This window comes from Streptomyces sp. NPDC002004 (assembly GCF_053593975.1).
Map to the genome: position 1 here is coordinate 1 of NZ_JBSFDP010000050.1, position 22809 is coordinate 22809.

At 72.1% G+C, this 22809-nt stretch carries 16 protein-coding genes and 1 pseudogene; 4 read left to right on the forward strand and 13 right to left on the reverse strand.

Annotated elements, in window-relative coordinates:
* Positions 1-243 (forward strand): annotated as a pseudogene (locus ACWCP6_RS34765) (IS982 family transposase); the annotation flags it as partial.
* 251 nt (positions 244-494) lie between these two features.
* On the opposite strand, the gene ACWCP6_RS34770 reads toward ACWCP6_RS34765, so the two are convergent.
* Both ACWCP6_RS34770 and ACWCP6_RS34775 read right to left on the reverse strand, forming a co-directional pair.
* Complete coding sequence (locus ACWCP6_RS34770) at positions 495-2132, reverse strand: ABC-F family ATP-binding cassette domain-containing protein (protein ID WP_450936629.1); 1638 nt, start codon at positions 2130-2132, stop codon at positions 495-497.
* A 246-nt stretch (positions 2133-2378) separates the two neighbouring features.
* On the reverse strand, positions 2379-3419 hold the full coding sequence (locus tag ACWCP6_RS34775; RefSeq protein WP_450936630.1) for an oxidoreductase: 1041 nt from the start codon (positions 3417-3419) through the stop codon (positions 2379-2381).
* Positions 3420-3485: 66 nt separating this feature from the next.
* On the opposite strand from ACWCP6_RS34775, the gene ACWCP6_RS34780 reads away from it, so the two are divergent.
* Positions 3486-4451, forward strand: a complete 966-nt coding sequence (locus ACWCP6_RS34780) for an FAD-dependent oxidoreductase (RefSeq protein WP_450936631.1) — start codon at positions 3486-3488, stop codon at positions 4449-4451.
* A 190-nt stretch (positions 4452-4641) separates the two neighbouring features.
* Here ACWCP6_RS34780 and ACWCP6_RS34785 read toward each other — a convergent pair whose 3' ends face one another.
* Positions 4642-6687 carry a Xaa-Pro dipeptidyl-peptidase gene (locus ACWCP6_RS34785; RefSeq protein ID WP_450936632.1) on the reverse strand — a complete coding sequence of 682 codons (2046 nt, stop codon included), beginning with the start codon at positions 6685-6687 and terminating at the stop codon, positions 4642-4644.
* 192 nt (positions 6688-6879) lie between these two features.
* Here ACWCP6_RS34785 and ACWCP6_RS34790 point away from each other — a divergent pair, with 192 nt between their 5' ends.
* The gene (locus tag ACWCP6_RS34790; RefSeq protein ID WP_450936651.1) at positions 6880-8379 is read left to right on the forward strand and encodes a M1 family metallopeptidase; all 1500 of its coding nucleotides are present in this window, start codon (positions 6880-6882) and stop codon (positions 8377-8379) included.
* Between the two features lie 144 nt (positions 8380-8523).
* Here the strand turns inward: ACWCP6_RS34790 and ACWCP6_RS34795 are convergent, their stop codons facing one another.
* The 5 genes from ACWCP6_RS34795 to ACWCP6_RS34815 form a co-directional block, all read right to left on the reverse strand.
* Positions 8524-9348: an oxygenase MpaB family protein gene (locus tag ACWCP6_RS34795; protein ID WP_450936652.1), complete on the reverse strand. Its 825-nt coding sequence runs from the start codon at positions 9346-9348 to the stop codon at positions 8524-8526.
* 496 nt (positions 9349-9844) lie between these two features.
* Positions 9845-10342, reverse strand: a complete 498-nt coding sequence (locus tag ACWCP6_RS34800) for a F0F1 ATP synthase subunit B family protein (RefSeq protein WP_450936633.1) — start codon at positions 10340-10342, stop codon at positions 9845-9847.
* 98 nt (positions 10343-10440) lie between these two features.
* On the reverse strand, positions 10441-10923 hold the full coding sequence (locus tag ACWCP6_RS34805) for a macro domain-containing protein (RefSeq protein ID WP_450936634.1): 483 nt from the start codon (positions 10921-10923) through the stop codon (positions 10441-10443).
* 43 nt (positions 10924-10966) lie between these two features.
* A complete protein-coding gene (locus ACWCP6_RS34810; protein ID WP_450936635.1) occupies positions 10967-12433 on the reverse strand; it encodes an amino acid permease in 1467 nt (488 codons plus the stop codon).
* Between the two features lie 228 nt (positions 12434-12661).
* Positions 12662-14521, reverse strand: coding sequence for an AMP-dependent synthetase/ligase (locus ACWCP6_RS34815; protein ID WP_450936636.1), 1860 nt, complete (start codon positions 14519-14521; stop codon positions 12662-12664).
* A 147-nt stretch (positions 14522-14668) separates the two neighbouring features.
* Between ACWCP6_RS34815 and ACWCP6_RS34820 the strand changes: the two genes are divergently transcribed.
* Entirely contained in the window at positions 14669-15442 is a 774-nt protein-coding gene (locus ACWCP6_RS34820) for a MerR family transcriptional regulator (protein ID WP_450936637.1), read from the forward strand.
* Between the two features lie 145 nt (positions 15443-15587).
* Here ACWCP6_RS34820 and ACWCP6_RS34825 read toward each other — a convergent pair whose 3' ends face one another.
* Genes ACWCP6_RS34825 through ACWCP6_RS34845 form a run of 5 tightly spaced genes read right to left on the reverse strand, consistent with a single transcriptional unit; the run spans position 15588 to position 22574 of the window.
* On the reverse strand, positions 15588-17759 hold the full coding sequence (locus ACWCP6_RS34825; RefSeq protein ID WP_450936638.1) for a 3-hydroxyacyl-CoA dehydrogenase NAD-binding domain-containing protein: 2172 nt from the start codon (positions 17757-17759) through the stop codon (positions 15588-15590).
* Between the two features lie 37 nt (positions 17760-17796).
* Positions 17797-19011, reverse strand: coding sequence for an acetyl-CoA C-acetyltransferase (locus tag ACWCP6_RS34830; protein WP_450936639.1), 1215 nt, complete (start codon positions 19009-19011; stop codon positions 17797-17799).
* A gap of 23 nt (positions 19012-19034) precedes the next feature.
* Positions 19035-20177 (reverse strand): acyl-CoA dehydrogenase family protein, encoded by a 1143-nt coding sequence (locus ACWCP6_RS34835; protein ID WP_450936653.1) that lies wholly within the window; start codon positions 20175-20177, stop codon positions 19035-19037.
* A 37-nt stretch (positions 20178-20214) separates the two neighbouring features.
* Positions 20215-21228: an LLM class F420-dependent oxidoreductase gene (locus tag ACWCP6_RS34840; protein ID WP_450936640.1), complete on the reverse strand. Its 1014-nt coding sequence runs from the start codon at positions 21226-21228 to the stop codon at positions 20215-20217.
* Positions 21228-22574, reverse strand: a complete 1347-nt coding sequence (locus ACWCP6_RS34845; RefSeq protein ID WP_450936641.1) for a CaiB/BaiF CoA transferase family protein — start codon at positions 22572-22574, stop codon at positions 21228-21230. Before ACWCP6_RS34845 ends, ACWCP6_RS34840 begins: the two co-directional genes overlap by 1 nt.
* Positions 22575-22809 lie beyond the last annotated feature (235 nt).

Sequence of the window (22809 nt, forward strand, 5' to 3'; positions counted from 1 at the left end):
CCGGCCCGCAGAGGCGAGCCGGAGCGGCCCGGAGCGTCCCGGTTCAAGCCGTTGCGGCAGGTCATCGAGTCGGTCAACGAGACCTTCAAGGGCCGACTCGATCTCGAACAGCACCGAGGCTGCACACCCGGCGGTGTCGTCGTCCGCGTCATGCAACGCATCCTCGCAATGACCGCCGCGATCTGGCACAACGACCACGCAGGACAGCCCGTCATGCGCTCACTGACCGTATATGGCCACTGACCCCTTGGAATCGATCATCTAGGGGCGTCTTCCGCCGGACTCCCGTCGTCTGCCCGCAGGGCGGCGGGAGTCCGGTCACGGGGCTCGGGAACGACGTGCCCTGTTTCCGGTGCCGGGCCGGCACCGGAAACAGGGCACGATGCGTTCCGCCACGTCGGTGACGGTCGGGCGCGGGGGCGACCCGCGGCGGGGGCGACCCCGGCACCCGGGCGGGCGTGAACGCCCCACGGCGAGGCGCCCCAAGACAGCCGCTAGACCTCCGTGACCTTGCCTCCGGCCACCTCGAGCCGCCTCGTCGTGTGCACGGCCTCCAGCATCCTCCGGTCGTGCGTGACCAGCAGGAGCGTGCCCTGATACTTCGCCAGGGCCGACTCCAGCTGCTCGATCGCCGGGAGGTCGAGGTGGTTGGTCGGCTCGTCCAGGACCAGGAGGTTGACTCCCCTGCCCTGGAGCAGCGCGAGGGCCGCCCGGGTGCGTTCGCCCGGGGACAGGCTCGTGGCAGGGCGCAGGACGTGGTCGGACTTGAGGCCGAACTTGGCGAGGAGCGTGCGTACGTCGGCGGGTTCCGTGTCGGGGACGGCCGCGCAGAAGGCGTCGAGGAGGGACTCGGAGCCGTGGAAGAGCTTGCGGGCCTGGTCGACCTCGCCGACGACGACGCCCGGACCGAGTGCCGCATGGCCGGAGTCCAAGGACAGCCGGCCGAGCAGGGCGCCCAGCAGTGTCGACTTGCCCGCGCCGTTGGCGCCCGTCACGGCCACCCGGTCCGCCCAGTCGATCTGGAGCGTCAACGGGCCGAAGGCGAAGTCGCCGCGCCGCACGGCGGCGTCCCGCAGCGTGGCGACGACCGCGCCCGAGCGCGGGGCCGACGCGATCTCCATGCGCAGCTCCCACTCCTTGCGGGGTTCGTCGACGACCTCCAGGCGCTCGATCATGCGCTGCGTCTGCCGGGCCTTCGACGCCTGCTTCTCGCTCGCCTCGCTGCGGAACTTCCGGCCGATCTTGTCGTTGTCGCCGGCCTTGCGGCGGGCGTTCTTGACGCCCTTGTCCATCCAGGAGCGCTGCGTCTGCGCGCGCTCCTGGAGCGCCGCCCGCTTGTCCGCGTACTCCTCGTAGTCGTCGCGCGCGTGGCGGCGCGCCACCTCCCGCTCCTCCAGGTACGCCTCGTAGCCGCCGCCGTACAGGGCGATCTGCTGCTGCGCGAGGTCCAGCTCCAGCACCTTGGTGACGGTGCGGGCCAGGAACTCGCGGTCGTGGCTGACCACGACCGTTCCGGCGCGCAGGCCGCGGACGAACCTCTCCAGCCGGTCCAGGCCGTCCAGGTCCAGGTCGTTGGTCGGCTCGTCGAGCAGGAAGACGTCGTAACGGGAGAGCAGCAGCGAGGCGAGACCGGCGCGGGCCGCCTGGCCGCCGGAGAGCGAGGTCATGTGCTGGTCGAGGCCGACGGCCAGGCCGAGCGAGTCGGCGACGTCGTCGGCGCGCTCGTCGAGGTCGGCGCCGCCGAGCGCGAGCCAGCGCTCCAGCGCGACCGCATAGGCGTCGTCGGCGCCCGGTGCGCCGTCGACGAGCGCCTGGGTGGCCTCGTCCATGACGTGCTGCGCCTCGGCGACACCGGTGCGCCGGGCCAGGAACGCCCGCACCGTCTCGCCGGGGCGCCGCTCCGGCTCCTGGGGCAGATGGCCGACGGTGGCGGCGGGCGGCGAGAGCCGCAGTTCGCCCTGCTCGGGCGTGTTCAGCCCGGCGAGCAGGCGCAGCAGCGTGGACTTGCCGGCGCCGTTGGGACCGACGAGCCCGATCACGTCCCCCGGCGCGACCACGAGGTCGAGCCCGGAGAACAGGGACCGGTCGCCGTGCCCGGCGGCGAGATTCTTGGCGACGAGGGTGGCAGTCATCAGGCCAAGGATCCTAATGGCAGGCCGGGGACCCTCCGTGCGGGACGGGGCGGGGAAAGGGGAACGGCAGGGGCTCGCGGGGCCACCGCCCCGCTGTCCGGGTGTGTGGACGCTGGGCAGGCCGGGGCGGCGGCTGGGGCTGGCGGGCCGGAGACCGGCGCGACGGGCGGGGAACGGGGCGGCGGGCGGAAACCGGCTCGACGGACGGGGAACGGGGCGACGGGCGGGGAACGGGGCGACGGGCGCTCAGCGGGCCACCGGTGCCACCAGCACGCCGCCGGAGGTCCGCGCCACCACGAACGCCTCACCCCTCGTCGCCCTCGCGTCCAGCGCGAGGAGATGCTCCCCCGGCTCCAGCACGCCGTCGAAGGCCTCGTGGGTGCGGGTGCGCCGGAGGCGGTCGAGACGGTAGGCGACGAGCTGGACCCGGCAGGCCGAGGAGACCTCGACGACGGCGCTGTCACGGGTCGCGGTCAGGCCGGTGAGGCGGCGCCGGTCCCGGGGGGTGCGGTCCAGCGCGTCCTCGACCTGGGCGACGAGCAGCGGCACGACCGGCGCGAGTCCGCCGACCGCGGCCACGTGCACGCCGGCGCGCGCGAAGGCGTCCAGCACGGCGGCGCGCTCCGGTTCGCCGGTCCCGCGGCCGAAGAACACCGCGCCGTAGCCGCGCAGCTCCTCCGCCGGTACGTCGTCGGCGTCCGCGGTGATGTCGGCGCCGATGCCGATGGTGCGCAGTGCTGCGGCCAGCTGGGCGAGGACGGCGACGCGGGCGCCGATGAGCAGAACCCGGCGGCGCACCGGCTCCGCGGACCGCGCGGTGTCCTCCAGCAGACCGGCGAGTGCCGCGCGATACTCGGCGCCGCGGAACCGGTAGGGCCCTATGCCGTGGTACCCGTTGCGTTCCAGATCGGCGTGGTCGTCGGTCTGCCAGGCGAAGTCGCGCCACACGTAGTCGTCGCTGTCGTCCGGTGCCCGCTCGATGACCGCGGTGACGGCGCCGCAGGCGATGTCCTCGCACTCCGGGCAGCCGTAGATGACATGCCTCCCGCCGGGCAGTGGGGCTTCGGCCTCCAGGAGGAGGCTGCGCACATGGGCGGTGAAGATCGCGGGCGGTACGTCGGAGGCGAGCGGGGACACCGCGTCGAGGTCGGCGAGCCGGAACAGCAGGGGGCGTCCGTCGACGACGAAGTCCACGAAGTCCCGGTGCACTTGGTAGTCACCGTTGGCGAGAACCCCGCCGGCGCGCATGGCGGGCGCCAGCGCGAAGGTCGCGTATGCGGCAGACATGTCTGAAGTATCCCCACTCGGAACGTGATGTGAGCACGGCAGCAGGAATTCCGCTACGGTCCCGGCGTGGACGCAGACGTGATCGTGGTGGGCGGCGGGGTCATCGGCCTGACGACGGCGGTCGTCCTGGCGGAGCACGGACGACGGGTGCGCTTGTGGTCGCGGGAGCCCGCCGAGCTCACCACCTCGGCGGTCGCGGGCGCACTGTGGTGGCCGTACCGCATCGAGCCGGAGGAGCTCGTCGGCGACTGGTCGCTCGTATCGCTCGGCGTGTACACGGAGTTGGCGCGGCGCCCTGCGGAGACCGGCGTACGCATGGTCGAGGGCGTACACGCGGACACGCGGCTGGACGGTCTCGGGGCGTGGGCGGCCCGGGTGCCGGGGCTGCGGGAGGCGACGCCCGCCGAATGCCCGGACCGGGGCACCGGGTTGTGGGCGCGGCTGCCCCTGATCGACATGCCGGTGCATCTGCGCTGGCTCCAGGACCGCTTCGCGGCGGCGGGCGGAACGGTCGAGCGGCGTGAGGTCCGGGCGCTGGCGGAGGCCTCGGCCGAGGCGCCGGTCGTGGTCAACTGCACCGGCCTCGGCGCCCACACCCTCGTGCCCGACCCCGCGGTGCGTCCCGTACGGGGGCAGCTGGTCGTGGTCGAGAATCCGGGTGTCGAGACGTGGTACACCGCGGCCGACCCGGCGTCGCACGCCATCACGTACTTCTTCCCGCAGCCCGGCGGGCTCGTCCTGGGCGGTACGGCGGAGGAGGGCGCCTGGTCACTGGAGCCGGACCCTGCGGTCGCCGAGGAGATCGTGAAGCGCTGCGCCGCGGTCCGGCCGGAGATCGCCGGGGCACGGGTACTGGGGCACCGGGTCGGGCTGCGGCCCGTGCGCGACGCGGTGCGGCTGGAACGGGTGGCGCTGCCGGGCGGCGGGGCGCTGGTGCACCACTACGGGCACGGGGGCGCGGGCGTCACGGTCGCCTGGGGGTGCGCACGGGAGGCGGCCCGGCTCACGGACGAGGGCCTGGCGAAGGCGTAGGAGCCGGTGGGCAGCGGCCGTCGATCGGCGCTCCCGCGCAGGGAGCGCTCGTCGTCGGCGCCGGTGCGGGTCCGGGGGACGGTGACCGCGGGCGCCGTCCCCGCCGCCGCGGCGCGTGCTGCCGCGGCGACGGGGAGGGCGAACGTGCACGCACCGGTTCCGGCCGGACGGCCATTCCCGGTGCGTGAGGTCATCGGCCGACGTCTCCGGGGACACGGTGGGCCGACCGCGCCGGAGTCAGGCCCGTGGGCCGGGGCGCACGGGGTGCGGGGGCCGCGGATACGCCCGGGCTGCCCGACGTGGCGCGGACGAACGCCGCTGTGCCGCCGACGAACGGCACCCGGGCCGAGGTCCGGGTCAGGTCGAGCGTGAGCGCGGGGGTGTCGGCGGGCGGGTCGATGAGGTCCTTGTCGGTGCCTGCGACGATCAGGGCGAGACGATGTCCGGCGGGTACCACGTGGTCGCTCGCGGCGAGGCCGATGGTGAGCGTGTAGGCCGTGCCGGGAGTGAGGGGGCGGCCCTTCTTCGGGTCGGCCCAGGTGCCGAGGTCGGCCCAGCCGCGGCTGACGACGGTGTGGGTGACGTCGGCGGTCTTCGCCTCGGTCTTCTTGTAGCAGGCGCTGTCGCCGCCGGTGCTCGCGCCCCAGCAGGTGCGGTCGGTCAGCGTCGTGATGCCCTCGCCCGGGTCCGTGTAGTCGCGGATGGTGGCGGGGCCGATGTCGACGAGGACGGCGGACAGGTGCGCGGTCGGGGTGGTCGGAGTCGCGGTGACGGTGACCTTCGACGAGCCGGACAGGCGCAGGTCGTGGCTGAGCGGCCGGGTCACGAACCCGGCCTTGGCGGCGGTGGGTTCGTCGATGTGCGCGGCCCAGTCGTCCTCGTTCAGCTTCGGGTCGTCGGTGAACGTCTCGGTCGCTCCGGCCGGGGCGGTGCGCAGGCCGAGGGTGCCGACGCCGGGCGCCCGGCCGGGTCCGGGGCGGACGGTGGTGGCGGCGGTGGAACGCGGCGGCCAGACACGGTCGGTGGTCCAGTGGTCCGGGGCGCGCTCGATGTCGGCCATCGGTTCACGGTCGATACCGTTGCGGTAGCCGAGCAGTTCGTGGTCGAACCAGCGGTGCAGGGTGCGCACCCAGGCGGAACGGCGGTAGTCGAACGGGTCGACGTGGCCGGTCCCCGAGAGCCAGATCTTGCGCTCCACGCCCGCCTTGGCCAGCGCGTCCCACCACTGTCCGAAGTTCTTGGTGCGCACGTTCAGGTCCTGCAGACCGTGGACGAGGAAGACGCTGGCGCGCACCTTGCGGGCGTCGGCGACGTAGTTGCGCTCGCTCCACAGCCGCGTCCAGTCGCCGGTGCGCGGCGCCTCATCGACGAGACGTTTCTGCACGGCGGCGCAGTGGGCGCGTGCCCCCGGGCTCTCCACGTAGTCGGACAGCCAGTCGGGGCCCGAGTCGTACAGCGGGGCGCCCTGGGCGAAGTAGTAGTCGTACCAGGAGGAGATGGCGCTGATCGGGACGACGGTCTTCAGACCCCTGACACCGGTGGCGGCGACGCCGTTGGCGATGGTGCCGTCCCAGCTCTTGCCGATCATTCCGGTGGTCCCGTCGGTCCAGGTGGCACGGACGCGGTGGCCGCCGCTACGGCTGGACCAGGCGGAGGCGCGGCCGCCGAGCCAGTCGACGACGGCCTTCGCGGACTGGATGTCGGAGCGCCCGCCGACGTCGACACAGCCGTCGGAGCGGTTGGTGCCGGCCAGGTCCACGGCGACGAACGCGTACCCGCGCGGCACGAAGTAGTTGTCGTAGAAGAGCGGGAACTGCACCGGGTTGCCGTGTGCGTCGTAGGTCTTCTTCTGGCTTTCGTTGCCGCGCCCGCAGCACGAGTAGTACGGGCTGGCGTCCATGATGACGGGGATCCTGCGTCCCTGCCGGGCAGGTTCGGCGGGGCGCACGATGTCGGCGGCGACACGGTCGGTACGGCCGTCGCCGTCGCCGTCGAGCCCGGTGTCGACCCAGACGGATTCGCGGATGGCGTGGGCGTAGGAGTAGACGGGCCGGCTCTCACGGGGAGCCTTGGCGGCGGCGGGTGCCGCGGCCGCGGTGGGGACGGCCGGGGCCGCGGGTGCCGCGGCCGGGGACAGGAACACGGCCATCAGGGCGGCGGTGACCACCGTGACCCATGTTCTTCGGGCGGCGCCTGTACGGCGCATGGATATCCGCAAGGGTGTGCGTATCGGCATGCGCGGAAGCTACCTCGGCCAACTGGTGTGCAAAAGAGGGCAGTACGAGTTGGCGAACGGTCCGTGGTGTACGTGCGGTCATGTCGGCCGAATGGCGATCGTGTGACAGGTGCGGCCATGGACACGTCGACGGCGGCAGGTACTGAATATCGTCGAAAGCACCTCCTGCCCCTACGACTTGGAGCTTCAGTGCTGCACCGCAGACTCATCGCCCCAGGCGCACTCGCGGCCTCGCTTCTGCTGGCGATCCCGGCGTCGGCCGCCGACTTCTCGCCCGGATCCCCGGGCCTGGGCGACCCGTACTACCCGGCCAGCGGCAACGGCGGTTACGACGTCTCCCACTACGACCTCCGGCTGAGGTACCAGCCGCAGACGGACCTGCTTCAGGGCACGGCGACGATCCTCGCCACCACGACCCAGGACCTGTCGCGCTTCGACCTGGACTTCGGCCTCAAGGTCAGCGAGGTCCGGGTCAACGGCAGGAAGGCCGCCTTCACGACCGCCGGATCCCACGAACTGCAGATCACCCCGGCCGCAGGGCTGCCGAAGGGCACACCGGTCACGGTCGTCGTGCGCTACGCCGACAAGCCGTCCCAGGTGAAGATCGACGGCTGGACCGCGTGGGCCCGCACGCCCGACGGCGGCGTCGCGGCGCAGGAGCCGGATTCGGCCGCATGGTGGTTCCCGTCGAACGACCATCCGCTCGACAAGGCGACCTACGACGTGTCGGTCGCCGTGCCGGACGGCAACCAGGCCATCTCCAACGGCACCCTCCAGTCGACGAGTTCAAAGCTCGGCTGGACCACGTACAACTGGCGGTCCAACAAGCCGCAGGCGACGTATCTGGCCACACTCGCCGTCGGGAAGTTCGACATCACGACCGACACGACGGCGGACGGGCTGCCCGTCGTCAACGCCTACAGCAAGGACCTCGGGGACAACGCGGGCGCGGCGAAGGCCAGTGTCGAGCGGACGCCCGAGGTGGTGGAGTGGCTGGAGAGCGTGTTCGGCCCCTACCCCTTCAGCGCGGTCGGCGGCTACGTCCCCAATGTGACCAGCGGCTTCGCGGTGGAGACCCAGACGCGCCCGTTCTACAGCCCGCGGCAGTTCGCGAGCGGGGCGAACGTATCGGTGGTCGTGCACGAGCTGGCCCACCAGTGGTACGGCGACAGTGTGTCCGTCCACGGCTGGAACGACATCTGGAACAACGAGGGCTTCGCGCGCTACGCGCAGTGGCTGTGGTCCGAGAAGGAGGGCGAGGGCACGGCGCAGCAGCTCGCCGACTACGTCTACGCCCAACACCCCGCCGACGACCCCTTCTGGAAGGTCAAGCCCGGTGACCCGGGTGTGGACAACCAGTTCGACATCGCCGTCTACGACCGCGGGGCCCTGGCCATCCAGGCACTGCGCGACAAGGTGGGCGACAAGACCTTCTTCAAGATCCTCAAGGGCTGGCCGCAGCAGCGGGCCGGCGGCAACGCACAGGTCGGCGACTTCGTGGCCTACGCGCAGAAGGTCTCCGGCACATCGCTGGTGTCCCTCTTCGACACCTGGCTCTACGAGCCGGCCAAGCCGGCCGCGGCGCCCGCGCCGGGCGGCGCCCGCAGCGCTGCCGCCGCGGTGACACCGCACCGGCCCGCGTCGTGGAAGCAGATCCAGGCGACCAACCGGATCCACGACACCGCCCACTGACGGGGCGGCACCCGGCTCCCGGCCCCGGCGGGGGCCGGGGGGGCTCTCCGCCCACCCGCCCGTCCGCCGGTACGGGGGCGGGCGGGTGCCGTTCCCGGCCCTCCTGCGGCAGGTCCGCACGACGGGGGTCCGGTGGCCCCGGGGTCAGGGAGACGGGACGGGCTGTCCGGGGGCGGTGCGGGCACGGTGGGCCCGGGGGAAGTAACGGAGGCGGGCCGGGAGCAGCGGGACCAGCACGGCGATGGCTCGGCCGAAGCGGCGCAGCCGGCGCTCCTGGCGCGCGGTCCACGGCAGGCCGATCGCCTCGCGGGCGTCCGGCGGCATCAGGCCGACCGTGACGAAGCGGCGGAAGCGGACGAAGAGCGGACACAGGGCCGGCCACAGCGCGCGGAGCACCACGCGGAGCAGGGCCGGGCCCCGGTCGGGCGCCGGGACGGGGCGGTCGACGGCGACCAGTTCCTCGGCGACGGTCGTCAGCTCCAGTTCATCGGCCAGCACGCTGCGGTAGTACGGCCAGAACTCCTCCAGGGTCTGGGGCATGTCCCGGTCGCTGATGCCGAGGATTCGGCCCACCTGCAGCCACTCCGCGTAGAGGCGGCGCTCCTCGGCCTCGGTGTAGGGGCGGCGGCGCAGGTAGCGCGCGGAGTACTGGAAGACGGGGAAGCCGGTGGCGTGCACCCATGCGTAGTAGGCGGGCGTCAACGCGTGGTAGCGCCGGCCGTGCGCGTCCGTGCCCTGGATGGTCCTGTGCAGCTCGCGGAGCCGGCGCCCCTCCTCGACGGCGTCGTCGCCCCCGTACACCCAGAGCAGCACCGAACCCAGCGACCGCTCCGCACGCCCCCACGGGTCCGTCCGGAACACCGAGTGGTCGTCGACGCCGGCGCCTATGGCGGGGTGCGCGACCTGCATGGTCAGCGCGGGCGGCAGGGTGAGCAGGGTGCGGACGTCACCGACGATCTCCCAGAGCATCCCGCCCCGGGGCGGCGGCTCGGGATCGGGGCGGCGGTCGGGGCGCTCGTGCCGGACGGACGCGCCGTCCTGCGTGGGGCCGCCGCGGTCGCGGCGGATGCTCGCCTCGTCGCGCACTTCGTGCGTCATGCGCTCCGCTCCTCGTCCGCGCTACCAGGAGGCGCTCCCCCGAGGGCCGCCTCGCCGCGGGCCCGGTGCCCGGCTGCTCCTCCAGTATGCGATCTCGGGCGTCGGGGAGATCCTTCAGGGTCGCGGCGGCCCCGCATCGCCGGGACGCTCACGAGCCGGGCGGCCGGCGCCGCGCACCCTCCGGGAAGCCGGTCCAGCGCCCTCCGCCTCCGCCCGAGCCGGTGCCGCGCCCTCCGCCCGAGCCGGTGCCGTGCGCCCTCCGCGCGAGGCGGTCAGGGAGCAGGGTCGGTTGTGAAGCGGGGGCGCAGTGGCGGCTGCCGTCGCCCGGGCGGACGGGTCCCGCGGCGCGCGGCACGGCCCGCTCGCGTCACCGCTCGGCGAACGCCGATGCGGGAACCGGCTCACCGAGGATCCGGGCCACGAGGTCCGACGCCAGCTCCGGGACGGCGGGCCGGAGCGCGGCCTCGGCGGCGGCGCGCTCGGCGGCGATGCGGGCCTGCCCCCGCGCGATGAGCTGCTCGCGCTCGCGCAGACCGTCCTCACGGGCCGCGAGGATGAGCGCAACACCTTCCTCATGGGCCTGCTGCCGGATCCGCGCGGCGTCGTGCCGGGCCTCGGCGAGGACCTCCTCGGCGCCGACGCGCTCGGCCTCCGCCCGGGCCCGTACGGCTTCGGCGCGCTCGGCCGCTCCCTCGATACGGTCGCTGCGTTCGGCGAGCACCCGGTCGATGCGGCGCAGCATGCGCACGACGACGAGGAAGAGGGGGACGAAGGCGACGACGGCGACCCCCAGGTCCTCCACCCTCGGGTTCAGGGGACCCAGATTCAGGGTCAGGGGGCCTATTCGCTCCGGTACAAGGTTCATGCCGGTGATCTACCCGCTCATTTGTGCAAGTGATCGCACATATGCGCCACAGTTGGCCGGATATCGGCGTTCCATCGGGCTCGGTGGCCCGCCGCCCGTCATCCCTCGTGGTCGTAGACGGTCACGGCGACACCCCGTCGGGCCAGCCGCTCGGCCACCAGCGGCTCCACGCGCTGCCACGAGCCGCCTGCCAGACCGCAGCCGATGCGGGGCATGTGCACGGACGCACCGAGGGCCGCGGCCCGCCCGGCGAGGGCGTCGAGCGCGGTGCCGATGGCGTCGTAGCGCACGGGTGGCCCCGCGCTGCGGCTCGTGCGTATTCCACGCTGGCCGATCATGTTGGCGACCCACAGGGACCGGCCGACCTCGACGAGCTGGACGGCGCCCAGTCCGAAGTCGTTCCGCGCCCGGTCGCGGTGCCAGGCGCGGTAGGCCCGCTCCGGCTCCGGCCAGCGGCGGGAGACCGCGCGGACGAAGCCCTTGCCCCAGCCGCCGATGTCGTTGCAGACATGGGCGATCACCTTGGGGCCGGGGGCGAACGGAACGGTGGCGTCACCTCGGACATACGTGATCTCCGACATGACGCCACCGTACGGGCGGCCACCGACAGTGGCCCGTGCGCTGTTACTTCGTGAGCTCGGTGAGCTCCCGGTCCTCGGCCTGCGAGACGCGGTGGCGGACTCCGAACCAGCCGCCGACCAGCAGGACCGCGATCACCGGGATGAGGAGGAGGGTCTTGCGGCCGACCTCCGGGTCGTTCCACATCAGGCCGAGCACGGCCAGCAGGAAGGCGATCGTGACGATCTCCGTGACCGGGCTGCCGGGGAGCCGGAAGGACGGCCGGGCGACCAGGCCCGCCTTGGCCCGGCGAACGAAGATCAGGTGGCAGATCATGATGATCACCCAGGTGCTGATGATGCCCAGGGAGGCCACGTTCAGCACGATCTCGAAGGCCTGGCTCGGCATGAGGTAGTTCAGGCCGACACCGAGCACGCACACCGCGCAGGTGAGCAGGATGCCGCCGTAGGGAACCTGGCTGCGGTTCATCCGCGCGGTGAACTTGGGCGCGGAGCCCGCGGTCGCCATGGAGCGCAGGATGCGGCCGGTCGAGTACAGGCCGGAGTTCAGCGACGACATGGCCGCGGTGAGCACGACCAGGTTCATCACGTCACCCGCCGCCGGGATGCCGATCTTCGACAGGACCGTCACGAACGGGCTCTGGTCGGCCGAGTAGACCGACCCGGGCAGCAGCAGTGCGAGCAGCACGACCGAGCCGACGTAAAAGAGACCCACGCGCCACATGATCGAGTTCACCGCGCGCGGCACGACCTTCTCCGGCTCCGCGGTCTCGCCCGCGGCGACGCCGACGAGCTCCAGCGCCGCGTACGCGAAGATCACGCCCTGCATCACCAGGACGACGGGCATCACGCCGTGCGGGAGGATGCCGCCGTGGTCCGTGATGACGTTCAGGCCGGGCGTGTGTCCGCCCACGTCGTGCTGGGTGGCCAGCAGGAAGATGCCGATCAGCATGAAGGCGACGAGCGTCGCGACCTTGATGATCGCGAACCAGAACTCCATCTCGCCGAAGATCTTCACCGAGATCAGGTTCACGGCCAGGACCACCGCGAGCGCGACCAGCGCCAGCATCCACTGCGGAATGCTGGTGAACATGCTCCAGTAGTGCGTGTACAGCGCGATCGCGGTGATGTCGGCGATACCGGTGGTCGACCAGTTCAGGAAGTACATCCACCCGGCGACGTAGGCACCCTTCTCACCCAGGAACTCGCGCGCGTACGACACGAAGGACCCCGAGGACGGCCGGTAGAGCACCAGCTCACCGAGGGCGCGTACGACGAAGAACGCGAAGACGCCGCATACGAGGTACGAGAGGGCAAGCGCTGGGCCCGCGCTGTGGAGGCGGCCACCGGCTCCGAGGAAGAGTCCGGTGCCGATCGCGCCTCCGATCGCGATCATGTTGACGTGGCGGGCCTTGAGGTCCTTGCTGTAACCGGCATCGCCCGCGTCCGCGGGCGCCTGGGTCGCATCTGTGCGGGATGCGGCCCGTGCCGTGTCTACGGCTTTGTTGCTCACGTGGTGCATCTACTCTCTGGTCAGCCGGATCGCTCCGGTGTCCGGATGTGCCACGGCCCGTGCCACTCCTGACCGAGGCACAGACCGACGCAACACCTTCCCCTACGCCCCACCCGGCACGCGGTGGCGCAGGTCACATAGCGGAACTTCTCACATGTTGATCACGGGATGTCCAGGAACCGGAAGCCAGTTGAACGGCGTCTTGCGGCGCCCACCGCGTCCACGCGGTCACGCACCGTAGAGCGCCTCGATCTCGGCCGCGTACTTGGTGCGGATCACCCGGCGCCGCAGCTTCAGCGAGGGCGTGAGTTCGCCGGTGTCCGGGCCCCACTCCTCGGTGAGCAGGCGGTAGCGCTTGACCTGCTCGGTGCGGTTCAGCCCGGCGTTGGCCGCCTCCACGGCGCGGGCGATCTCGGCGCGCACCTCGGGGCGGGCGCCGAGATCGCCTCCCGTGATGCCGCGCGCGGCCGCCCACGCGGGCGCCAGCTCGGGGTCCAGGACGAGCAGCGCGACCAGGTAGGAGCGGCCGTCCCCGTGCACGAAGGCCTGGCCGACGAGCGGGTGCTCCTTGAGGGCGTTCTCGACAAGGGCCGGTGAGACGTTCTTGCCCGTCGACGTGATGATCATTTCCTTCTTGCGGTCGGTGAGCCAGAGGAAGCCGTCGTCATCGAGCCGTCCGACGTCCCCGGTCGGGAACCAGCCCTCGGCGTCGCGGGCGCTCTCGACCGAACCGTCCGCGCGCAGATAGCCCTCGCAGACGGTCTCGCCGCGGACGAGGATCTCCCCGTCGTCGGCGATACGGACGTCGACGCCGTCGAGCGGCCTGCCCACCGAGCCGAGACGGAAGCCCGACGGGCTGTTGGTGGTGGCGACACCGGTCGTCTCGGTCAGACCCCAGGCATCCATGATCGTGACGCTGAATCCGGCCCAGAAGGCCACGACGTCCCGCGGCATGGGGGCGGACGCGCTGGCGGTCCACACCAGCCGGTCGAACCCGGCGAGCGCGAGCAGCGGGTCGAGCACCGTCTCCTTGGCCTCCCGGTACGCGGCCTCCAGTTCGGCCGGCGGCTCCTCGCCGCGTTCCCGGTACGCCACGCACGCGCGGGCCGTCCCGTTCGCCGCCTCGACCGCACGCATCCGGTCCGCCGGGAGCCCGGCGAGCGCGGCACGCAGGGACGCGGCGAGCTTCTCCCATACGCGCGGGACCCCGAAGAACTGCGCCGGGTGGAGCTCCCGCACCGTCGCGGCCACCTGCGCCGGGTCCGCGCAGAGGCGGACGTGCGAGGCACGGAACACCGGCAGGTAGATCCCGAGCATGCGCTCCGCGATGTGCGCGAAGGGGAGGTAACAGATGTGCTCGACGTGGTCGGGCAGCTCCACCACGCGGTCCAGGGCCACGGCGTTGAGGATCACATTGCGGTGGCTGATCCGGACACCCTTCGGATCGCCCGTGGTGCCGGAGGTGTAGAGGACGGTGAGGGGGTCGCTCGCGTGTGTCTCGCGCCAGGCCTTCTCGAACGCGTCGGGGTCGTGGAGACGTCGGCCCGTTGCGCGGACGGATGCATACGGGAGGTGGGTGCCCGCGGTCGGGGCCCGCCGGGCGTCCGGGGCCGCCGGGTCCTGCGGTCCGGGTTCCACGACCACCAGTCGCTCCAGCGGCACCGTGGGGTCCTTCAGCAGGGGTTCCCAGCGGGCCGGTTCGCGGGTGTCCTCGACAATCGCGAGGCGGGCACGGCTGTGCCGGGCGACATGGGCGACCTGGTCGGGCGCGGCGGTGCCGTAGACGGTGACGGGGACGGCACCGAGATGGGTCAGGGCGACGTCGCTGAGCCAGTGTTCCGGACGGTTGCCCATCATCATGAGGACGTGGTCGCCGCGTCCGGCGCCGAGCGCTGCGTAGCCGGCGGCGAGGACGGCCGCCTCACGGCGTGCATCGGACCAGGTGAGGGTGGTCCACGACCCGTCGGTGCCTGGGCCCGAGCGCCAGGAGAGGGCGGGGCGGTCGCCGTGGTCCTGGGCGTTGCGGTGCAGCAGTGCGGGGAGCGTGAGTTCGGCGGGGTCCCCGGGCAGTCGCAGGATCGTGGTCATGACCGCCTCCTGTCGCGCCGGCCGTCGTGGCCGGCCGGTGACGTCGCCGGACTTCTCGGAACACTGGCGGACGCTTTCACAACACTGGTGAGACAGCAATACTGTTGCACTCGATTGGTGCACAGCGGACAGGGGCGAGGAACTGCCATGACGACGGACACCGGACGACCGGCCGCCACCGGGGAGCCGCACGGGAACGGCCCCGAGGGGCCGACGCTCACCGTCGACGAGCTGGCCGCCCGCGCGGGCGTCACGGTCCGCACCATCCGCTTCTACGGCACCCGGGGCCTCATCCCGCCCCCGGTGATCGGTCCGCGCCGGGTCGGCCACTACGGCCTGGAGCATCTGTCACGCCTGGCCCTGATCGAGGAATTGCAGCACCAGGGCATGACGCTGGCGGCGATCGAGCGCTACCTGGAGCAGCTGCCGCCCGACCTGAGTGCCCACGACCTGGCCATCCACCGCGCCGTGGTCGCGTCCTGGGCGCCCGACGCGACGGAGGTGGCGAGCCGTGCCGAACTGGAGCGCCGGGCGGGCCGTGCCCTGTCCGGCGAGGACCTGGACCGGCTCGCCGCGATGAACGTCATCGTCCTCGCCGAGGACACGCCGGACACGTTCCATGTGGACCCGGGGCTGCTGCGGCTCGGGGTGCAGCTGCTGGACGTGCCGATCGCGCACGAGACGATCCTGGCGGCGCGCGGCGTTCTGATGGAGCACTCCCGCGCGGCCGCGCGGGAGCTGTCGCAGCTCTTCCGCGACGAGGTCCGCGGGCCCGACTGCGGCCGTGAGTCGGACCCGGAGCACGTCGCCGCGATGAAGTCGCTGTCGGCGCACATGCAGCCGATGGTGGTGCAGGCCCTGGTGACCGCGTTCCAGCGGTCGCTGAAGGAGGAGCTGCGGGAGTGGCTCAAGGAGTCCTGAGCCACCCCGTGGCCGGACGCCGCCGCGGACGCCCCGGCGCGCGGGGCGCAGCAGCCGGCCGGACCGGCGCGAGTGGCCCGGCGCGGGGCCGTGCCGGGGCGAGCGGTCCGGCGCGGGGGCCGGGCCGCTCGCCCCGGGAAGCGGGTCAGGCGTCGCCGAAGCTCTCGCCGTTGTCCGCCTTCTCCACCAGCAGCGCGGGCGGCTGGAACCGCTCGCCGTACCGCTCGGCGAGTTCCCGCGCGCGGGCCACGAACCCGGGCAGACCGCCCTCGTAGCCGTTGATGTACTGGAGCACGCCGCCGGTCCAGCCCGGGAAGCCGATGCCGAGGATCGAGCCGATGTTGGCATCCGCGACCGACGTGAGGACGCCCTCCTCCAGCAGGCGCACGGTGTCGATCGCCTCGGAGAACAGCATCCGCTCCTGCATGTCGCGGAACGGGATCTCGTGACCGGGCTTGGCGAAGTGCTCCCGCAGGCCCGGCCAGAGCCCGCCGCGCTTGCCGTCCACGTACTCGTAGAAGCCGGCGCCGCCGCTGCGCCCCGGGCGGCCGAACTCGTCGACCATGCGGTCGATGACGGCCTCCGCGGGGTGCGGGGTGTAGGTGCCGCCCGCCTCCTCGACGGCGAGCTTCGACTCGTTGCGGATCTTGCGCGGAAGCGTCAGCGTCAGCTCGTCCATCAGGGACAGCACCTTCGCCGGGTAGCCCGCCTGGGCCGCGGCCTGCTCGACCGACGCGGGCTCGATGCCCTCGCCGACCATCGCCACGCCCTCGTTGATGAAGTGCCCGATGACCCGCGAGGTGAAGAAGCCGCGGGAGTCGTTGACGACGATCGGGGTCTTCCTGATCTGCCGGACCAGGTCGAAGGCGCGCGCCAGGGCCTCGTCGCCGGTGCGCTCGCCCTTGATGATCTCGACGAGCGGCATCTTGTCGACGGGCGAGAAGAAGTGCAGGCCGATGAAGTCCGCGGGGCGCTCCACGCCCTTGGCGAGCAGGGTGATCGGCAGGGTCGAGGTGTTGGAGCAGAGCAGCGCGTCCGGTTCGATGACGCCCTGGATCTCCTGGAACACCTTGTGCTTGAGCGCCGGGTCCTCGAACACGGCCTCGATCACGGCGTCGCAGCCCGCAAGGTCCTGGGGGTCGGCGGTCGGCGTGATCCGGGCGAGCAGCGCGTCCGCCTTCTCCTGCGTCGTACGTCCCTTGGCGACGGCCTTCGCGCACAGGGTCTCGGAGTAGGCCTTGCCCTTCTCCGCGGCCTCCTGGGACACGTCCTTGAGGACCACCTCGATGCCCGCGAGCGCACACGAGTAGGCGATGCCTGCGCCCATCATCCCGGCGCCGAGCACGGCGGCCTTGCGGACCGTGCGCGGCTCGATGCCCTTGGGGCGGTTGGCGCCGGAGTTGACGGCGTTGAGGTCGAAGAAGAACGCCTGGATCATGTTCTTCGCGGTCTGGCCGGTGACCAGCTCGGTGAAGTACCGGCCCTCGATGGTCAGCGCGGTCTCGAAGTCGACCTGGGAGCCTTCGACGGCCGCGGCGAGGATGTTGCGGGGCGCCGGGTAGGGGGCGCCGTTGGTCTGCTTCTTGAGGCTGGCCGGGAAGGCGGGGAGGTTGGCGGCGAACCTGGGGTTCGCCGGGGTGCCGCCGGGGATCTTGTAGCCGGGGACGTCCCAGGGCTGCTGCGACTCGGGGTGGGCGTCGATGAAGGCGCGTGCCTTGGCCATCATCTCCTCGGGGGTCTCCGCGACCTCGTGCACCAGGCCGTTCTCCAGCGCGCGCTTCGGGTTGTACTGGGTGCCCTGGAGCAGCACCTTGAGCAACGCGTCGGCGATGCCCATGAGGCGCACGGTGCGGGTCACGCCGCCCCCGCCCGGGAGCAGGCCGAGGGTGACCTCGGGCAGGCCGATCTTGGAGCCCGGGGCGTCCAGCGCGATCCGGTGGTGGCTGGCGAGCGCGATCTCGTAACCGCCCCCGAGTGCCGCGCCGTTGATGGCCGCGACCACCGGCTTGCCCAGGGTCTCGATGCGGCGCAGGGAGTTCTTGATACCGGTACCGGCCTCGAACACCTGCTGGGCGTCCTCGGGGCCGGCCTTCATCATGTCCTTCAGATCGCCGCCCGCGAAGAAGGTCTTCTTCGCGGAGGTGTAGATGATGCCGCGGATGGAGTCCTTCTCGGCCTCGGCCCGGTCGGCGATCGCCGCGATGGATTCCTTGAACGCCTGATTCATGGTGTTCGCGGACTGGTTGGGGTCGTCGAGAACGAGGGTGACGATGCCGGTCTCGTCCTGTTCCCAGCGGATGGTGGTGCTCTCGGTCATCTGATGCTCTCCGTGGAAGTCTGGTGGGCCGCTGGGGTTACAGGCGCTCGATGATGGTGGCGATGCCCATGCCGCCGCCGACGCACAGCGTGGCGAGGCCGTAGCGCTTGTCCTGGCGCTCCAGTTCGTCGACGAGGGAGCCGAGGATCATCGCGCCGGTGGCGCCGAGGGGGTGGCCGAGGGCGATGGCGCCGCCGTTGACGTTGACCTTGTCGAGGGACAGGCCCATGTCCCTGACGAAGCGCAGGACGACCGCGGCGAAGGCTTCGTTGATCTCGACGAGGTCGATGTCGTCGATGGTCAGTCCGGCCTTGGCGAGGGCCTTGCGGGTGGCGGGCGCCGGGCCGGTGAGCATGATGGTCGGCTCGGAGCCGGAGACGGCCGCCGAGACGATCCGGGCGCGGGGGCGCAGCCCGTACCGCTCCCCCACCGCCCTCGAGCCGATCGCGACGAGCGAGGCGCCGTCGACGATGCCGGAGGAGTTGCCCGCGTGGTGCACGTGGTCGATCTTCTCGACCCAGTGGTACTTCTGCAGGGCCACGGCGTCGAAGCCGCCGAGCTCGCCGATGTCCGCGAACGACGGCTTCAGCCTGGCGAGCGAGTCGGCGGTGGTGCCCGGGCGCATGTACTCGTCGTGGTCGAGGACGACCAGGCCCGAGCGGTCCTTCACGGGGACGACGGAGCGGTCGAAGCGGCCGTCCTTCCAGGCCGCGGCGGCACGCTCCTGCGACAGGGCCGCGTACTCGTCGACGTCGCGGCGCGAGAAGCCCTCGACGGTGGCGATCAGGTCGGCGCCGATGCCCTGCGGCACGAACCCGGTGTCGAAGTTGGTCATCGGGTCGGCGAACCAGGCGCCGCCGTCCGAGGCCATCGGGACCCGCGACATCGATTCGACGCCGCCCGCGAGCACCAGGTCCTCCCAGCCCGAACGGACCTTCGCGGCGGCCATGTTGACGGCCTCGAGGCCGGACGCGCAGAAGCGGTTCTCCTGCACGCCGGCCACCGTGTCCGGCAGCCCCGCAGCGATGGCCGCGATACGGGCGATGTCGGAGCCCTGGTCGCCGACGGGGCCGACGACGCCGAGCACGATGTCGTCGATCGCTGCCGGGTCGAGGTCCGGGAAGCGGTCCCGGACCTCGTGGATGAGGCCGACGACCAGGTCGATCGGCTTGGTGCCGTGCAGGGCGCCATTGGCCTTGCCGCGTCCGCGCGGGGTGCGGATCGCGTCGTAGACGTACGCTTCGGTGCTCACTGGAAAAGCCTTTCGAATGAGGGTCAGGCGAGCAGGGCGCGGCCGATGATCTCCTTCATGATCTCGGTCGTCCCGCCGTAGATGGTCTGGATGCGGCCGTCGGTGAAGGCCTTGGCGACGCGGTACTCGGTCATGTAGCCGTAGCCGCCGTGCAGCTGGAGGCACCGGTCGGCGACGCGCTTCTGCAGTTCGGTGGCCCACCACTTCGCCATGGAGGCGTGCACCGCGTCGAGCCCGTGGTCGGTGTGGTCGACGATGCAGCGGTCGACGAAGGCGCGGGTGACCGCGCACTCGGTGGCCATCTCGGCGATCTCGAAGCGGATGTGCTGGAGCTTGGCCAGGGGCCGCCCGAACGCCTCGCGCTCCTTGACGTACTCGGTGGTGATCTCCAGCAGGTGTTCGGCGCCGGCGATCCCCGCGAGGGCTATGGCCAGGCGCTCCTGCGCGAGGTTGGTCATCAGGTGCACGAAGGCGCCGTTGAGCTCGCCCAGCAGGTTCTCCTTGGGCACGCGCACGTCGTTGAAGAACAGCTCCGCGGTGTCCTGCGCCTTCTGGCCGATCTTGTCGAGGTTGCGGCCGCGCTCGAAGCCCTCCATGCCGCGCTCGACGACGAGCAGCGACAGACCGTGCGCCCCGCCCTCGGGCGTGGTCTTCGCGACGACGACGACCAGATCGGCCAGGACGCCGTTGGAGATGAACGTCTTGGACCCGTTGAGCAGCCAGTGGTCGCCCTTGTCCTCGGCGGTGGTGCGGATGCCCTGGAGGTCGGAGCCCGCACCGGGCTCGGTCATCGCGATGGCGGTGATGATCTCGCCGCTGCAGAAGCCGGGCAGCCAGCGCCGCTTCTGCTCCTGCGTGGCGAGCGAGGTCAGATAGGGGCCGATGATGTCGTTGTGCAGGCCGATGGCGAGTCCTGCGGCGCCCGCGCGGGTGAACTCCTCGGCGATGACGGCGCTGTAGCGGAAGTCGGAGTTGCCCCCGCCGCCGTACTCCTCGGGCACGGCGAGCCCGAGCAGACCCTGCCGTCCGGCCGCCAGCCAGGCCTCGCGCGCGACGATGCCGTCCTTCTCCCACTGCTCGTAGTGGGGCAGCACCTCCTTGGCGAGGAAGGTGCGGACCGTCTCGCGGAACGCGTCGTGCTCGGCCGAGAAGATCTGCCGTTCCATGGTCATACGGGGGCCTCCTGGAGCCTGCCGTCGGTGTTCAGAGCCAGCTCTTGACGGTTTCGATCAGCTTGGCCGGCTCGGGGCCGACAGGGATGACGTTGAGCATGGTGACGCCGGCGGCGCGGAAGGCCTCGACGCGCTCGCGCACATAGCCCTCGGGGCCGCACAGCGACATGAGCTCGCAGAACTCGTCCGGCACGGCCGCCTCGGCCTCCTTCTTGCGGCCGGAGAGGTACAGCTCCTGGATGAGCGCCGCCTCCTTCTCGTACCCGTAGGCGACCGCGAGGTCGTTGTAGAAGTTCTTGCCGCGGGCGCCCATGCCGCCCACGTAGAGCGCGATCTGGGGGCGGGCGAGGTCCCGCACGGCCGCCGCGTCGTCCCCGATGGCGAGGAGCCCGCCCGCGACCGTCTCCAGCGGCCCGAGCGACGGGTCGCGGCGGGCCGTGCCCTCGGCGAGCGCGGCGCCCCACACCCGGTCGGCCTTCTCCGGCAGGAAGAGCGTGGGCAGCCAGCCGTCGGCGATCTCGGCGGTCATCCGGACGTTGGCGGGTCCCAGCGATGCGACGTACAGCGGCACTTCGGGACGCACGGGCCGGGTGAGGATCTTGAGCGGCTTGCCCAGGCCGCCGGGCAGGGGCATGTCCGTGATGCCGTGGTGGTCGATGACCTCGCGGCGCAGGATGCGGCGGGTCAGCTCGATCGTCTCGCGGGTCCGGCCCAGCGGCTTGTCGTACCGCTTCCCGTGCCAGCCCTCGACGACCTGCGGGCCCGACGCACCGAGCCCGATGACCGCCCGGCCGCCGGAGATCGCGTCGAGACCTGCGGCGGTCTGCGCGATGAGGGCGGGGGTGCGCGAGTAGACGTTGAGGATCGCGGCGCCGATCTTCATGCGCTCGGTGCGGGCGGCCAGATAGCCCATGACGGTGGGTGAGTCGAAGCCGTAGGCCTCAGCGACCCAGACGGCGTCGAGGCCCGCCGGTTCCAGGGCGGCGACGTCGTCGGCGGCCTGCCGCGGGTCATCCGCGTAGGCGAGCGGTACGGAGATCTGCATCAGGCGTCGTCCTTCGTGTCGCTCGGTGCGTCGTGCGCGGGGGCGGGGCCAGGGGTGGGTGTGCCGGGTGGGGAGGCGAGTACGGCATGCGCGGAGTCCGGGGCGGAACCGGCCGGACGTGGGCCGGACGGGGCGGATCCGGTCGGGCGTGATGCGGACGGGGCGGAGACCGGCGTCGCATCGGCGGAGGCTGATGGGGGCGCGGCGAGCGCCGGTACGCCCCAGTCGCGGGCCACGTCCGCGGTGTCGGCGCCGGGCTGTGCGGGCCCGGTGCGCACGGACACGGGGGTCGCGGAGAAGCGGGGCGCGGGGGCCGGCTGGACGATGCCGCCGTGCTCGGTGAAGGTGCCGCGGGCGGCGAGATGCGGATGCCCGGGCGCCTCGCGCAGCGACAGCACGGGGGCCACGCAGGCGTCGGACCCCTCGAAGAGCGCGGTCCACTCGTCACGCGTACGTGTCCTGAAGCGGGCCGCGACCGCTTCGCGCAGCTCGCCCCACCGGGCCACGTCCTTGCGGGCCGGCGCCTCCTCCCGGATGCCGAGCACGTCGACGAACTCGTCGTAGAACTGCTGCTCCAGCGCGCCGACCGCCATGTACCGGCCGTCCGCCGTCTCGTACGTGCCGTAGAAGGGGCATCCGCCGTCGAGGAGGTTGGACCCGCGCCGGTCCTGCCAGCCGCCGGCCGCCAGCATTCCGTGGATCATCGAGGCCAGATGGGAGGCGCCGTCCACGATCGCGGCGTCCACGACCTGTCCGGCGCCGGTCGCCCGGGCGTGGTGCAGGGCCGCGAGGACGCCGACGACGAGGTAGAGCGAGCCGCCCGCGTAGTCGCCGACCAGGTTGGCGGGCACGGTCGGGGGCTCGTCCGGGCTGCCGATCATGCCGAGGGTGCCGGTGAGGGCGATGTACGCGATGTCGTGTCCGGCACGCGGGGCGAGCGGGCCCTCCTGGCCCCAGCCGGTCATCCGGCCGTAGACCAGCCGGGGGTTGCGGGCGTGACAGACATCGGGGCCGACTCCGAGGCGCTCGGCGACGCCGGGGCGGTAGCCCTCGATGACGATGTCGGCTCGCTCGACGAGCGCGAGGACCTGCTCGGGGCCGTCCTGCGACTTGAGGTCGACCAGGACGGACCGCTTGTTGCGGTTGGTGATGTCGTAGGCCGGATCGATCGCGAGTCCGGCGCCGCCGGGGCGGTCGACCCGGACGACATCGGCGCCGAGGTCGGCGAGCAGCATGGCGGCGAACGGGCCCGGCCCGATGCCGGCCAGCTCCACGACGCGCACGCCGTCGAGCGGGCCGTGCCCCGCGGGCAGCCCTGCCGAATCCGCCGTCCCTGCCGTTGCCATGAGGCCCCCAGCGATGTGACACAACTGATGTAACATCAGCGATGTTAAGAACGCGTTCCACCGTGCACAAGACCTGGACGAGCAAGCGCTCAGTCAATTAGGGGAACAATAGGGGTCGCGTGCCGAGTTCCGGTACGAGCCCACCCGAACCGGACCCTTCCGGATATCACCCCGATATCGCCCGGGTGACTTCGCCCGCTTCCTCCGCGATCTCACACGATCTGCTGGAGACCGT

Bases quoted from the DNA above. Each gene is read 5' to 3' on its own strand.
- ACWCP6_RS34770 (WP_450936629.1), bottom strand. From the start codon at position 2,132: ATGACTGCCACCCTCGTCGCCAAGAATCTCGCCGCCGGGCACGGCGAC.
- ACWCP6_RS34775 (WP_450936630.1), bottom strand. From the start codon at position 3,419: ATGTCTGCCGCATACGCGACCTTCGCGCTGGCGCCCGCCATGCGCGCC.
- ACWCP6_RS34785 (WP_450936632.1), bottom strand. From the start codon at position 6,687: ATGCCGATACGCACACCCTTGCGGATATCCATGCGCCGTACAGGCGCC.
- ACWCP6_RS34795 (WP_450936652.1), bottom strand. From the start codon at position 9,348: ATGCTCTGGGAGATCGTCGGTGACGTCCGCACCCTGCTCACCCTGCCG.
- ACWCP6_RS34800 (WP_450936633.1), bottom strand. From the start codon at position 10,342: ATGAACCTTGTACCGGAGCGAATAGGCCCCCTGACCCTGAATCTGGGT.
- ACWCP6_RS34805 (WP_450936634.1), bottom strand. From the start codon at position 10,923: ATGTCGGAGATCACGTATGTCCGAGGTGACGCCACCGTTCCGTTCGCC.
- ACWCP6_RS34815 (WP_450936636.1), bottom strand. From the start codon at position 14,521: ATGACCACGATCCTGCGACTGCCCGGGGACCCCGCCGAACTCACGCTC.
- ACWCP6_RS34820 (WP_450936637.1), top strand. From the start codon at position 14,669: ATGACGACGGACACCGGACGACCGGCCGCCACCGGGGAGCCGCACGGG.
- ACWCP6_RS34825 (WP_450936638.1), bottom strand. From the start codon at position 17,759: ATGACCGAGAGCACCACCATCCGCTGGGAACAGGACGAGACCGGCATC.
- ACWCP6_RS34835 (WP_450936653.1), bottom strand. From the start codon at position 20,177: ATGGAACGGCAGATCTTCTCGGCCGAGCACGACGCGTTCCGCGAGACG.
- ACWCP6_RS34840 (WP_450936640.1), bottom strand. From the start codon at position 21,228: ATGCAGATCTCCGTACCGCTCGCCTACGCGGATGACCCGCGGCAGGCC.
- ACWCP6_RS34845 (WP_450936641.1), bottom strand. From the start codon at position 22,574: ATGGCAACGGCAGGGACGGCGGATTCGGCAGGGCTGCCCGCGGGGCAC.